Source organism: Kitasatospora sp. NPDC092039 (assembly GCF_044756065.1).
In the GTDB taxonomy this organism is placed as follows: domain Bacteria; phylum Actinomycetota; class Actinomycetes; order Streptomycetales; family Streptomycetaceae; genus Kitasatospora.
This window is the reverse complement of the sequence record NZ_JBIVSD010000014.1, coordinates 146,221-159,790: the sequence shown is the minus strand read 5'-3', so window position 1 is coordinate 159,790 and position 13,570 is coordinate 146,221. Positions and strand designations below refer to the sequence as shown.

8 protein-coding genes are annotated in these 13,570 nt (G+C 76.0%); 1 reads left to right on the top strand and 7 read right to left on the bottom strand.

What is annotated here, in order from left to right; all coding sequences use genetic code 11:
• Positions 1–98: 98 nt before the first annotated feature.
• From ACIQI7_RS26105 to lanKC, 6 genes are all read right to left on the bottom strand, one after another.
• Positions 99–2,141 carry a thioredoxin domain-containing protein gene (locus ACIQI7_RS26105; protein WP_401113917.1) on the bottom strand — a complete coding sequence of 681 codons (2,043 nt, stop codon included), beginning with the start codon at positions 2,139–2,141 and terminating at the stop codon, positions 99–101.
• Positions 2,142–2,182: 41 nt separating this feature from the next.
• A complete protein-coding gene (locus ACIQI7_RS26100; protein WP_401113914.1) occupies positions 2,183–3,010 on the bottom strand; it encodes an ABC transporter ATP-binding protein in 828 nt (275 codons plus the stop codon).
• Between the two features lie 36 nt (positions 3,011–3,046).
• The gene (locus ACIQI7_RS26095) at positions 3,047–5,140 is read right to left on the bottom strand and encodes a prolyl oligopeptidase family serine peptidase (protein WP_401113911.1); all 2,094 of its coding nucleotides are present in this window, start codon (positions 5,138–5,140) and stop codon (positions 3,047–3,049) included.
• Positions 5,133–6,425 (bottom strand): MFS transporter, encoded by a 1,293-nt coding sequence (locus tag ACIQI7_RS26090; protein ID WP_401113909.1) that lies wholly within the window; start codon positions 6,423–6,425, stop codon positions 5,133–5,135. Before ACIQI7_RS26090 ends, ACIQI7_RS26095 begins: the two co-directional genes overlap by 8 nt.
• Positions 6,422–8,404, bottom strand: coding sequence for an FtsX-like permease family protein (locus ACIQI7_RS26085; protein ID WP_401113906.1), 1,983 nt, complete (start codon positions 8,402–8,404; stop codon positions 6,422–6,424). The genes ACIQI7_RS26090 and ACIQI7_RS26085 overlap by 4 nt, the downstream gene beginning before the upstream one ends.
• 619 nt (positions 8,405–9,023) lie before the next feature.
• Positions 9,024–11,591 (bottom strand): class III lanthionine synthetase LanKC, encoded by a 2,568-nt coding sequence (gene lanKC, locus ACIQI7_RS26080; protein WP_401113903.1) that lies wholly within the window; start codon positions 11,589–11,591, stop codon positions 9,024–9,026.
• A gap of 214 nt (positions 11,592–11,805) precedes the next feature.
• Here lanKC and ACIQI7_RS26075 point away from each other — a divergent pair, with 214 nt between their 5' ends.
• The gene (locus tag ACIQI7_RS26075) at positions 11,806–12,453 is read left to right on the top strand and encodes a response regulator (RefSeq protein WP_401113900.1); all 648 of its coding nucleotides are present in this window, start codon (positions 11,806–11,808) and stop codon (positions 12,451–12,453) included.
• Positions 12,454–12,491: 38 nt separating this feature from the next.
• On the opposite strand, the gene ACIQI7_RS26070 is transcribed toward ACIQI7_RS26075, so the two are convergent.
• Complete coding sequence (locus ACIQI7_RS26070; RefSeq protein ID WP_401113898.1) at positions 12,492–13,418, bottom strand: ArsR/SmtB family transcription factor; 927 nt, start codon at positions 13,416–13,418, stop codon at positions 12,492–12,494.
• Positions 13,419–13,570 lie beyond the last annotated feature (152 nt).

Sequence of the window (13,570 nt, the reverse complement as noted above, 5' to 3'; positions counted from 1 at the left end):
GCGCATCCGGGCGGGGACGGCCGGACGGCGGCGTACCCGGGCGGGGGCCGACCCGGGCTTCCTCGCCGCCGACTGTCCGGGCACCGCCGGAGCGCGCCCTACTCGACCGCCACGCCCAGCTTCCCGGCCAGCGCCGCCGGATCGGTGGTCGGAGCGTCACAGGCGAAGTGCCGGCACACGTACGCGGCGGGCGCCCCGCCGACCAGCGGCCGGTCGGCCAGCAGCGGCACCTCGGTCTCCCCGGGCGCGCCGACCGCGACCACCGCCCCCGGCACCGTCCCGAGCAGCGCCGCCCGGCGCAGCGCCGCGGTGGCCGGGTCGCCGTCCGGGCCGACCACGGCGACCTCGCGCGGCCCGTCGAGCAGCGCCTCGGCGACGGCGAGGCCCCAGCCGATGAACCGCGGTGCCCGGCCGGCGAGCGCGCCGACCACACCGAGGGCCCGCTCGGCGGCGGTGCGGTGCCGGTCGGAGCCGGTGTACGCGGCGTACGTGAGCAGGGCGCCGGCGGCGGCCGTCCAGCCGGACGGGGTGGCGTTGTCGGTCGGGTCCTGGGGGCGGCGGATCAGCTCCTCGGCGTCGTCGGCGGTGTCGTAGAGCGCGCCGGACGCCTCGTCGGTGAAGTGCTTGAGCACGGTGTCGAGCAGGCCGCCCGCCAACTGGAGCCAGGAGGCCTCACCCGTGACGGCGTACAGCGCGAGGAAGCCCTCGGCGGTGTCCGCGTAGTCCTCCAGCACGCCGGCGTTGGCACCGGCGCGGCCGTCCCGGGAGGTGCGCAGCAGCCGGCCGTCCGCGGTGAGGTGGACGGCGAGCAGCAGGTCGGCGGCGCGTTCGGCGGCCTCGACCAGGTCGGGGCGGTCCAGCAGCGCGCCGGTCTCGGCGAGCGCGGCGACGGCCAGGCCGTTCCAGGCGGCGACCACCTTGTCGTCCCGGGCCGGGGCGGGCCGGGCCGCCCTGGCCCCGGCCATCCGCGCCCGGATCGTCTCGTACTCGGCGACGTCCTCAGGATCGGCGGGGAGCTGGAGCACCGAGGTGCCGTGCTCGAAGGTGCCCTCGGCGGTGACGGTGAACAGCCGGGCGGCGGTGGCCGCGTCGGCCGGGCCGAGCAGGTCGACCAGCTGGCCGGGCTCCCACACGTAGTAGGCGCCCTCGGCGGACTTCCCGGTCTCCTCGTCCAGGCTGTCGGCGTCCAGCGCGGAGGCGAACGCGCCCTCGGGCGTGCGCAGTTCGCGCAGCAGGAAGTCCGCCGTGGACAGCGCGACCCGGCGGGCCGGCTCCGAGCCGGTGGCCCGCCACAGGTGCAGGTAGGCGCGCAGCAGCAGGGCGTTGTCGTACAGCATCTTCTCGAAGTGCGGCACCACCCAGCCGGCGTCCACCGCGTACCGGGCGAAGCCGCCGCCGAGCTGGTCGTGGATGCCGCCGCGGGCCATCGCCTCACCGGTGCGGACGGCCATCTCCAGCGCCGCCTCCGAGCCGGTCCGGGCGTGGTGGCGCAGCAGGAACTCCAGCACCATGGCCGGCGGGAACTTGGGCGCGCCGCCGAAGCCGCCGCGGCTCTGGTCGAAGTCCCGGCTGAGGGTCACCAGCGCCTGGTGCAGGTCCGCCTCGCCGGGCGGGTTGTGGGCACCGGCCGAGTAGACGGCGGCCCGCTCGGCCAGGTCGGCCCGGATCCGCCCGGCGACCTGGCCGACCTCCTCCCGCCGGTCCCGCCAGGCGGCCTCCACGCCCTCCAGCACCTGCCGGAACGACGGCATCCCGTGCCGGGGCTGCGGCGGGAAGTAGGTGCCGAAGTAGAACGGCTCCTTGTCGGGCGTGAGGAAGACCGTCATCGGCCACCCGCCCTGCCCGGTCGCGGCCTGCACCGCCTCCATGTACACGGCGTCGACGTCCGGCCGCTCCTCCCGGTCCACCTTCACCGGCACGAACCGCCCGTTGAGGTACTCGGCGAGCCCGGCGTCCTCGAAGCTCTCGTGCGCCATGACGTGGCACCAGTGGCAGGCGGCGTAGCCGACGGAGAGCAGGACGGGCACGCCGCGACGGCGCGCCTCGTCGAAGGCCTCGGGGCCCCAGGGCCACCAGTCCACGGGGTTGTCGGCGTGCTGGAGCAGGTACGGCGAGGTCGCGTCCGCGAGACGGTTCGGCATGCCCCCCATCCTCGCGCATCCGGCGGCCGGAGCGCGGCAGGTCAGGCCGGTCCGGACCAGTAGCTGATGCCCAGGTTGGCGTCGAAGGTGCGCATCCGCCCGAGCACCTGGTCGGGCGTCGGGCCGAGGAGTTCGTCGACGATGCGGCCGTCGGCGAGGAAGACGACGCGGTCGGCGTAGGAGGCCGCCACCGGGTCGTGGGTGACCATCACGACGGTCTGGCCGAGTTCCCGGACGCACCGGCGCAGCAGGCCGAGGATCTCGGCGGCGGAGCGGGAGTCCAGGTTGCCGGTCGGCTCGTCGGCGAAGACGACCCGGGGCCGGCCGACCAGTGCCCGGACGCAGGCGACGCGCTGCTGCTGGCCGCCGGAGAGCTGGGCCGGGCGGTGGCCGAGCCGGGCTCCGAGGCCGGCCGCCTCGATCAGGGTGTGCAGCCACTGCCGGTCGAGGCTGCGGCCGGCCAGGGTGAGCGGCAGGGTGATGTTCTCCGACACCGTCAGGGTGGGGATCAGGTGGAAGGCCTGGAAGACGAAGCCCACGTGGTCGCGGCGGAGCCTGGTCAGTTGGCCGTCGCTCAGCCGGGTGAGGTCCACGTCGCCGATCCGGGCGGAGCCCGAGGTGCAGGACTCCAGCCCGGCGAGGCACTGGAGCAGGGTGGACTTGCCCGACCCTGACGGGCCCATGATCGCCGCGAACTCCCCCTCCCGGAAGGCCACCGAGACCCGCTCCAGCGCCACCACCTGGGCCTCGCCCGAACCGTGCACCTTGGTCAGGTCGACGGCCGCCGCGGCGGCCGGGCCGTGGTTCGCGGCGCGGCGCGGGCCTCCGGGGAGGGGAGGGCCTCCGGGGAGGGACGGGTGCTCGGTCATCGGTGGTGCTCTCCTCGGCTGGAACGCGGGCGGCGGTCAGGACTGGGGTCGGGGCGGGGGGACGGACGGACCGGCGGGCGGCCGCAGGCCGGTGCCCGCGCCCAGCAGGGCGAGCGAGCGGACCGCGAGCTCCCGCCCGGCCGCGGCCGGGCGCCCCTGGTGGCCGCCGCTGTCGTGGTGGTCGAGCAGGACCGGCGCGGCCCCGGTACCGGCCTGCCCGAGCGCCGCGCAGAGCTTCCAGGCGTGCCAGGGCGGCACCCGCGCATCGTTCGCCCCGGTGGCGAACAGCACCGCCGGGTACTCCGTCCCGGGCACCACCCGGTGGTACGGGGAGTAGTCGAGCAGGGCCCGCAGCGTCCCCGGGTCGGCCGGGTCGCCGTACTCCTCCGTCCAGAGCCGGCCTAGGCCGCCGACCTGGTAGCGGGCCAGATCGGTGAGCGGGGCCGCGCACACGGCGGCGGACAGCAGCCCGGGCTCGCGGGTGAGCGCCGCGGCGACCACCAGCGCCCCGTTGCTGGCGGCCAGCGCGCCCAGCCCGCCGGCCGGGGCCTCGCCGCGTTCGACCAGCATCGCGGCGGCGGCCCGGAAGTCGTCCACGGTGGTGTTCTTGCCGGGGCCGCGGCCGGCGGCCGCCCAGGCGGGGCCGAGTTCGCCGCCGCCGCGGGCGTGCACCCAGGCGATCCGGCCGCCGGCCCGCAGCCAGGCCTCCATGGCCGGGTCCCAGCTCGGTTCCAGGGGGATCCCGAAGCCTCCGTAGACGGTGAGCAGGGTGGGGGCGGCGCGGCCGTGGTCCTGCGGCCCGGGGTCGCAGACCGTCACCGGGACGGGCGTGCCGTCCCGGCCGACGGCGGTGAGGGTGCGCAGCGCGGCGCGGTGCTCGGGCGGTTCGACCGGGCCGGTGCCGTCCAGGCTCCTGGTCCAGGTGCCGTACCGGGGGTCGTCGGCGAGCAGCCAGACCGACCCGCCGACCCGCCCGTCCCGGTCGTACGGGGTGGCGCCGAGGCGCAGCCGGGCGGGCCAGTGCAGCGCGGTGGCGGCGGCCGGCGCCCCGTCAGGTACTCCGTCGGGTCCTCCGTCCGACACGGGGCCCGGCGCCCCGTCCGGCAGTCCGTCCCGCTCTCCGTCCGGCCGGTGCGCGTCCGGCCGGTGGACGTCGAGCCGGTGGGTGGTGCCGAGTCGGCGGAGCAGCGCCAGGGCGGGCGTCCGGCCGGGGCCGAGCACCCGCAGGGCGGTGACCGGGCCCCCGGTCGGCGCTCCGGCGGCGGGCGGCGCCACGACGGCGGGCCGGCCGGCGGCGCCCCGGGCGAGCCCGTCCAGGTCCAGCGCGAGCAGTTCGTCGGCGGCGAGGAAGCAGACGGTCTCGTTCAGGTCGAACGCGGTGACCCGTCGGCCGTCGAGGTCCAGCGGCTGCCAGTGGGGCACCGTCCGGCCGGTCCACCGGGTGACCCACCAGCGCACCGGGCCGGACGGCTGCGGGCGGGTGCGCAGCAGCAGGTTCCCGCCGGGCCCGCCGTGGAGGGTGAGCCGGACCGGCCCCGACACCGGCAGGGCGAGCCGGCGGGCGGGCCCGTCGACCGGGTGACGCGCCACCAGGGCGTGCTCGGTGCGGGTGCCGGCGGTGTACACCAGCGCCTCGCCGACGAAGGCGAGGGTCGCGTACGGGGCGGCGTCGGGCAGGTGGTGGGGCTGACCGCCGGGCCGGGTGGGGAGCAGGTGCAGGCCGCCGTTCTCGGCTCCGTCCCGGTGCAGTTGGACGGCGACGAACCCGCCGTGCGGCGCGGGCTGCCAGCCGGCGATCCGGTCGCCGCGGCCGAGGACGCCCTCGGTCGGCGTCCGGCGGGTGCCGTCGGGGTGCCGTACGGTCAGGAGGTCCCCGTCCGGGCCGCGTTCGTGGCGGAAGAGCACCCCGCCGGCCTCGGCCGGCGGGGTGGGCGTCCGGTCGGGGGCCTCCCGTTCCACCCGGTCGAGCAGGGCGGCCCAGGCGGGCTCGTCGGAGCGCTGCGGGCGGACGTCGAGCCGCCGCCGCTGCTCGGCGAGCCAGGCGCGGGTGCGCGGGGTGTCCGCGTCCTCCAGCCAGCGGTACGGGTCCAACGGTGCGAGGGGCACCGTCCGGTGGTCGAGGTCAGCCACGGACGGCCTCCGCAGGGTTGTCGCTGTGTCGTTCCGGGACGTCCGCCGCCCCGGTCGGGTCGGGTGGCCCGCCGCCGGGCCGGCCCGCGGTGACGGCCGCTCCGACGGCGGCCAGCAGCACCACGACCGCCGACGCGCCGGCCACCGTGCCGGTCAGCCCGAAGGCGTGGGCGCACAGGCCCGCCAGGGTCGGCCCGGCGGGCGCCACCAGTTGGGCGAGGAAGCCGATGCCGCTGTGCACCCGGCCCTGCAGCCCCGGCGGGGTCACCTTCATCTGGGTGACCGCGACCAGCACGGTGACCACTGGTCCGGCAGCCGCGGCGAGGGCGAGCGGCAGCACCGCCACCCAGTGCCCCTGGGCCGCGGTGTAGCCGGGCAGGGCGAGCGCGACCACGGCGGTGCCGAGGGCGATGCCCCGGGCGGGCGGCAGCCGTCGGGCCAGGGCCGGCGCGAGCAGCGATCCGGCCAGACCGCCGGTGCCCAGGGCCGCGGTCAGCACCCCGATGTCCAAGGCGTCCCCGCCGGAGGCGATCACCACGATCAGCAGGCCGTTGAACACCAGGTTGAGAACGGCCGCGTTGACCACCGCGTACCGCAGGAAGGGCACCCGCCAGATGAACCGGACGCCTTCGGCCAGCGCGGCCCGGACGCCGGGCCCGGCGGCGGACCCGGCCGGGGCGTCCCCGGGGCGCTCCCGCATCCCCTTCGGCAGCAGCGCCACGCAGCAGACGGCCGCCAGGTAACTGCCGGCGTCGACGGCGAACACCCAGGACGGGTGGACGGCCAGCAGCGCGCCGCCGGCCAGCGGGCCGGCCGTCGCCGCGACGGCCGTCCGGCTCTGCAACAGGCCGACCGCGCGGGGCAGTTGCTCGGGCCGCACGACGGAGCGCACCACGACGTTCTCGACCGGAGCCAGGGTGCTGCCCACCGCGCCCAGCAGCAGGGCGGCGACGAGAACCGCCCACAACGGCGGCGCGCCACCGGAGGACGACAGGGCGAGCGCGGCCAGCACGAGGGCGCCGACCGCGTTGCAGAGCAGTAGTAGGGCCCGCCGCTCGCAACGGTCGGCGAGGACCCCGGCCGGTAACCGGGCTAGCAGGACCCCGACGGAGAGGGCCGTGCCGGCCAGTCCGGCCTGCCGGATGTCGCCGCCGGACCGCAGCGCGACCACCGGAAGGGCGATCACCGAGGCGGCCGTCCCCAGGGCCGAGGCGGATTCGCCGCCGTAGAGCAGCCAGAACGACCGCCCCAGCCTCCCCGCGGCCGCCCCGCGCACGCCGCTCACGCCGCTCCCGTCGCGAACTGGCGACGGATGCCGCGCAGCGGACGGGCCGCCAGCGCCGCCGGGACGGCCGTGGCGACCACCACTGCGAGCAGGACGCCGACCGTCCACGGCACGTCCACGTCCGGCAGCCCCTGGCCGACCGCCCGGGCCAGCGGCACCAGGCAGATCCCGGCCGTCACCACCGCCAGCACCGTGCCGACCAGCGCCGAGGCCAGCACCTCGTACACCACGCAGCGCAGCAGCTGCCCCCGGCCGAGGCCGAGGGCCCGCAGATGGGCGCGCTGGGAGCGGCGGTCCCGCTGGGCGATGGCGCAGGTGTTGGCGACGGCGAGCAGCGCGTACCCGGCCACCACGGACACGATCAGCCGGGAGGCCATGTCGTCCTGCACGCTGCGCGGCTTCAGGTGGGCCAGGTAGTCGGCCCGCCCGGCGAGCCGCTCGCCGGGCCGGAGCTCCCAGCCGGCCGGATCGCCGCGGAGCAGCACCCGGTCCGCGTACGGGGCCGGGGTGTGGGCGAGGGCGAGGTCGGCCGGGAGGACGTACGAGGGGAAGGCCAGGTCCCGCTGGTAGACGGCGACGAGCCGCAGCTGCGCCTCCTGCCCGTCGGCGAGCCTGAAGGTGACGTCCTGGCCGAGCTTCCAGTCGTGCGAGGCGGTCTCGGTACCGCCGGCGGCGAAGGTGCCGGGTGCCAACGCGTCCAGCCCGCCCTGCTGTTCGCCGAGGTCCAGGACGCTGCGCAAAGCCGCCCCGTCGACGCCCCAGGCCCGGGTGGGCCGGGGCTTGCTGTCGTAGAAGCTGGGCGGCGCCGTCACCTCGGTGGCGATCGGCGCGACGGCGGCCCCGCCGGGCAGGCCGGCGGGGGCGGGGCCGGCGGGGGCGGGGCCGGCGGGGGCGGGGCCGGCGGGCAGCCGGCTGCCCGGCTCGGCCGTCACCACGGCGTCGGCCCGCAGCGCCTGTTCGGTCTGCCGCTGGACGGCGGCGCCCATGGTCGCCCCCGAGCCGAGCAGGCAGACCACGGTGCCGACGGCCAGCAGGACGGGCACCGCGATCGCGGCCGTCCGGGCGGGCGCGGCCCGTAGTCCGGCGGCGGCGATCCGGCCGGCCTTCCGGTCCAGCAGCCGCAGCACTACGCAGACCGGGCCGGTGAGCAGCGGTACGAACCAGGGCGCGAGCACCGCGAGCGTGGGGATGACGGACATGGCCAGGCCGATCACCAGCGCGCCCTGGAGCACCGGCGGCATGTCCATCACAGCCATCAGGACCACGAGCGGTCCGCAGAGCAGGACGGCCATGGCGATGCCCGCCACCAGTCGGCCGGCGTTGCGCCGGGGCGGGGCCAGGGCCAGCGACTGGTCCTTGAGCAGGTCGATCGGCTGGACCCGGCCGGCCGCCAGCACACTGGCCAGCGCGGCCAGCACCGCGACCGCGCAGGTGCCCAGGCAGGCCCCGGCCGCGATCGCCCAGGTCTGCCCGGCGGAGGGCAGACCGATCGCGGCGGGGAAGAGTTCGCGCTCGACCAGCACCCGCCGTCCGAGCCCGGCCGCGGGGACCGTCCCGGCCAGCGCGGCGACGGCGGACGGGACGAACGCGACCAGCGCTACGTCCGCGACGACCAGGGCGCGCAGCCGACCGGCCGTCACCCCGAGGGCGCGCAGCACCGCGAACTGTCCGAGCCGCTGGTTGGTCCACAGGGCGACCGTCGATCCCGTGACCAGCACCGCCGACATCAGCAGCAGCGTCATCAGCAGGCCCAGCAGGCTCTGCGCGTCGGTGGCCGCCGCACGGGCCGCCGAGCCCTCCGGGGCGACCGGACCGCTGACCGCAGCGAGCAGCACCAGGCAGGCGCCCACCCCGGTGGCGGTGAGCGCGCAGGCGACCGCGACACCTATGACCCGCCCCGGGTACGCCCGGACCTCGGCGACACACAGGCGTAGCCCGCCGATCGGTCCACTCTGGCGGGTTGTCGGTTCCGGAGCCATGGCCACGGTTATCTCACCCCAAAACGGTAAATAGGATGCAGCGTTGGGGAAGGCCGCATGTGCCGCGGCCTTCCCCTCTGTCACCCGGTACTGCCGGACCTCGAGGGTCAGCAGTTGAACAGGCTGTACGAGCTGAACGGGGCGTCGACGACGATCTCCTCGTCGAGCTCCTGCAGCGCCAGAATGTCGGCCATCACAATCACCTCCCCCCACGGTCTCGTCCGAACACAGCGCCGAAGCACCGGAATCAGCAGTTGAACAGGCTGTACGAGCTGAACGGGGCGTCGACGACGATCTCCTCGTCGAGCTCCTGCAGCGCCAGAATGTCGGCCATCACAATCACCTCCCCCCACGGTCTCGTCCGAACACAGCGCCGAAGCACCGGAATCAGCAGTTGAACAGGCTGTACGAGCTGAACGGGGCGTCGACGACGATCTCCTCGTCGAGCTCCTGCAGCGCCAGAATGTCGGCCATCACAATCACCTCCCCCCACGGTCTCGTCCGAACACGGCACCGAAGCACCGGAATCAGCAGTTGAACAGGCTGTACGAGCTGAACGGGGCGTCGACGACGATCTCCTCGTCGAGCTCCTGCAGCGCCAGAATGTCGGCCATCACAATCACCTCCCCTCGCTGTCTCGCCGGGACGGGGTACCGGGCTCGGCCGGCTCCGGCGTCCACCCGTGGACCGGGTGGGCACCGGGGAGCAGGCACTGCCCGGGGCTCTTGGCGGCGGCCAGCGCCAGCAGGGCGCCGGCGGAGCCGGTGGCCAGGTCGGTCGAGAGCCGGACCAGCTGGTCCCCGTGCAGGACGCTGCCGTCCTGGTGCGGGGCCAGGTGCAGCTCCACCAGACGGAGTTGCTCCTCCGCCTCGGCCCGCCAGTGCGGCAGGCGGGCGGCGACCTGGAACAGGGTGTAGGCGAGCCCGGCGCGGCCGTTGAACAGCCCGCCCTGGACGACCACCCGGACCGCTCCGGCCCGGGCCGCGGCCTCCAGCACCCGCTCGGCGCCGAGGGTTTCCGCCTGGGCGTCGGGCAGCGCCAGGACGGCGAGCGCCACTCCGGCGGATCCCTCCGCCAGGTACGGCAGCAGCCGGCCCGAGCTGTACGTCTGGAGCATGTCGTCGACCAGCCGGCCGTGCCGCAGGTCGCAGCGGACGGCGCGCTCGGCGGCCTCGGCCCAGGCCCGGTCCCCGGTGAGGCGGGCGCAGCGGGCGAACAGCACCGCCGGTCCCGACCAGCCGCGCAGCAGCCCCGGCCGGTCCAGCAGCCCGGCCTCGCCGATCCGCCCGACGGCCTTGGCGGCCAACGCGAGCGCCTCGTCGGTCGTACCGGCCTCCAGCAGCAGGTGGGCGACGCCCGTCAGACCGCCGTGCAGGCCGAGCGAGGCGGGCAACGGGCCGGCCAGCAGCCGGTCCACCACGTTCGGGGCGTCCGGGTGCCCGAGCCGGTGGAACAGCCAGCCGGCGCCGGCCAGCCCGTCGTACAGCCCGACGGGCGTGTCCGCCGGGGCCCGCCGCACCGCGGCGGCGAGCCAGTCCAGGTGCTCCTCGTGCGGTGCGGCGCCCGCCAGGTGCCGGGCGAGCAGCACGCCGGAGGAGCCGTACGCCAGCCCGAGCGCACCGCCGGGACGCAGCCCGGCGGCGTCCCCGGGATGGAGGCGGTCCTCCCGCGCGGGGGTCGCCGACCGGTCGATGCCGCGCAGCAGCGCCGCGGCGGTGAGCCCCGCCGGGGCGTCGGCGGCGGCCCCGGCCCCGAGGTGGGGGCGCAGCGCCGGGGAGAGGGCGAGCCGCTCGGTCATCCGCTCGACGAATCCGGCGGGCACCGTCGGGAAGGACTCCGCGACGAGGTCGAGGAGCCCGGCGACGACGGCCGGGTTGCGCCTGGTGAGCGTGGTCAGCGAGACGAAGGCGGCGAGCTGGCAGCAGCCCAGCGCGAACAGGTCGGCCTCGCGGGCGTCGGTGATCGACGGGTCCGTGAAGCCGGGCGCACCGAGGGTGCGCCGGCGCGGCGTGTCCAGTGGCGTCGCGAGTTCGAAGTCGATCAGGGCGACGGTGCCGTCCGGCCGGATCATGATGTTGCGGTGGTGGAGGTCGCCGAACGCGATCCCCTCCCGGTGCAGCGCCGCGACGCACTCCTCGACCAGCGCGAGCCGGGTGGTCGCGAGCCCGGCGAAGTCGGCCAGGGCCCGGGCGTCCGGCCGGTGCCGGGTGAGCGGGTACTCCCGGCCGAGCCAGGCGCTGAAGGACTCGCCCGGGATGTACTCCATCACCAGGTAGTGGTGCTCCCAGCTGGTGAAGTACTCGTACAGCTCCGGCACGAACGGCAGGTGGCCGATCCGCTCCAGGACGTCCCGCTCGACCAGCAGCCGGGCCACCGCGTCCGTCTCCGAGGCGTCCAGCCCGGCGTGCGGGCGGGCCTCCTTGATGACGACCTGCCGGCCGTCCTCGTCCTCCGCGAGGTAGACCCCGCCGGCGTTGGAGAAGTGCAGCGCCTTGACCACCCGGTAGCGGCCCAGCCCGGCACCCGCCTCGGCGGAGGCCGCGGCGATCCGCTCGGCCAGGAAGTCCGGGGTGGCGGCCCACTCCGGGACGGTGAAGCGCGGGCGCCGCGCGTCCGGCACCAGCCGGCCGTCCGGGTCCTTCACGGCGGGCACCCTGGTGCCGTCCGGCAGCTCGCACCACATCAGGGCGAACCCGCCGTAGCGCACCGAGACCGGGCCCTGGTTCCACCGCAGGTCGGACAGGACGTACGGGCCCGCCCGGCCGCCCAGCGCCCCGTCCAGCTCGGCGAGGACCGTCTCCAGCTCCGCGGCCGTCCGCGGGTAGACGGTGACGGCCTTGCCGCTGGCGGACCGGTCGGCGTACTTCGCGTTCGTCACCGCGAGCACCAGCCGGCTGCGCAGGTACTTCCAGGGCAGCCCGAGCCGGCGGCACACCTGCCAGGCCGTCTCGATCGTCTCCTCGGCGGATTCCGGCGTGGCGCTGACGTGGACCTTCCAGCCCTGCTCCGGCAGCTCCGGGGAGCCGGGAGGTGCCAGCACCTCCCACACCCCCTGGGTGCGGCTGCGCCAGCCCTCGGGCAGCACGCCCCCGCCCGGCGCGAACCGGGAGTCCCGGTCGTCACACCGGTCCAGGGCGTCGTACCACACGGGGTCGGCAATCGCATACGACTCGTACTTCGCGTCCATTTCGCCGCCCGCCCCCTTTCCGCATTCCGCTGAAGCCCATTCCGGTCCACGCCCGAATTCCCGAACTTCCGGCGCCCCGTTCCGACAGGAACCATCCTTCCCTGACGCTCCGCCATGTGACAACGGTGTTAAGCGGGAACTGAATCCGGCACAGACCAGGCGGAATCCGGGCCATCACATCGGACCGGCCGAAAGCCCGTGCGACCATGACGCCATGAAGACGCGTGTCGTGATCGCTGACGACCAGGCGAACGTCCGCCAGGGGTTCCGGCACATCCTGGCGGCCCAGCCCGACATCGAGGTGGTGGCCGAGGCCGCGGACGGCCTGGAGGCCCTGGAGGCCGTCCGCGCCCTGCGGCCGGACGTCCTGCTGGTCGACATCCGGATGCCGGAGCTGGACGGGCTGGAGGTCACCCGCCGACTGGCCGGCATCACCCCCGAGGTGAAGGTCGTCGTGGTGACCACCTTCGACCTCGACGAGTACGTGCACACCGCGCTGCGCAACGGCGCCTGCGGCTTCCTGCTCAAGCACTCGGGCCCGGCCCTGCTGGCCGAGGCGATCCGCTCGGCGGTGGCCGGCGACTCGCTGATCAGCCCGCAGATCACCAGTCGGCTGCTGCGCCACTTCACCGGCCCGCGCCGGGTCGACCGCTCCCCGGTCGAGCCGCTGACGAGCCGAGAGGAGGAGATCGCCGTGCTGGTCGCCGAGGGGCTGACCAACTCCGACATCGGCGCCGAGCTGTTCATCTCGCTGAGCACCGTGAAGACCCACCTGGCCAACCTCCAGCGCAAGTTGAAGGCCCGCAACCGGGTGGGCATCGCCACCTGGGCGCGGGAGTCGGGCCTGACCGAGCGCGGCTGAGCCGGCCCGCCCGGGGCCGGCCGCGCGCCCCGGACGCCTCACCGCAGCGCCCGCGGACGGCCCTCGGCCCACCGCGGCGCCGCGCCGCCGACGTGCCGGACCTCCCCACCCGACGCCGTCTCACCCCGCAGCAGCGCCCGTCCCAGCGACGTGGTGGTGTGCAGCACGCCGTTGCCGCAGCGCCGGGTGTCGATCAGCCCGGCCGCCCGCAGCACGGCGGTGTGCTGGCTGACCGCCGAGGCGGTCACGCCGAGCCGGCCCGCCAGCTCGCCGGTGGTGCCGCCGTCCAGCACGGCGTGGAGCACCGCCGCCCTGGTCCGCCCGACCAGGGCGGCCAGCGGCTCCTCCCCGCCGCGGCGCGCGGACTCCGCGGCCTCCGGCACGCCCGCCGGCACCGGACCGCCCGTCCGGTCGGGACGCATCGCGAAGAGCAGCGTCGGGGCCTCGTCCGGCTCGTCCCGCCGGGGGCGGAGCAGCACCCCGGCACCCCGCAGGAAGAGCGACGGCGCCAGCCTCAACCCCTTGCCCCCGAGGTCGAGTTCGACGTCCCGCTCGGAGGGCACCTCCAGCACCGGGGCGTTCCAGCGGATCTGCGGGTGCAGCGTGCCGAGCAGCGCGTCCACCCCGCCGCGGCCGGCGATCCGGCGCCGGACGTCCCGCTCCGCCTCCAGCCGGGACCGGACGTCCGCCCAGCAGGGCCGCAGCGCCACCCGGTGGAACTCGCGGACCGCCGCGGCGACATCGGCCCGCCGGACCACCGGCTCGGCCCCGCTCCCGGACGCCATGATCCGGCCATTCGCCCACACCCGCAGTACGTCCCGGAAACCACCGTTGGCTCCCGAAAGGCGCCGCAGCCGTTCGGCCAGCACCGGCTGCCCGGCCATCTGCCTACGGACCGCCCGTTGCCAGGGGCCGAAGAACTCCCCGCCACTGCGCCACGCCTCCAGCGCCAGCACCGCCTCCATCTCCTGGTCGACATTTCCGGTAATTCGTACACGAGCCAGATCTTCGACAGACATGGCAATGCGAATCACAGGCTGATCCCCCGCTCGGGGTTCTGCGGTCATGACGGCCCAGGGGAACCCCCGCTCCCTGATCGCCGTACATCATCCTTGCC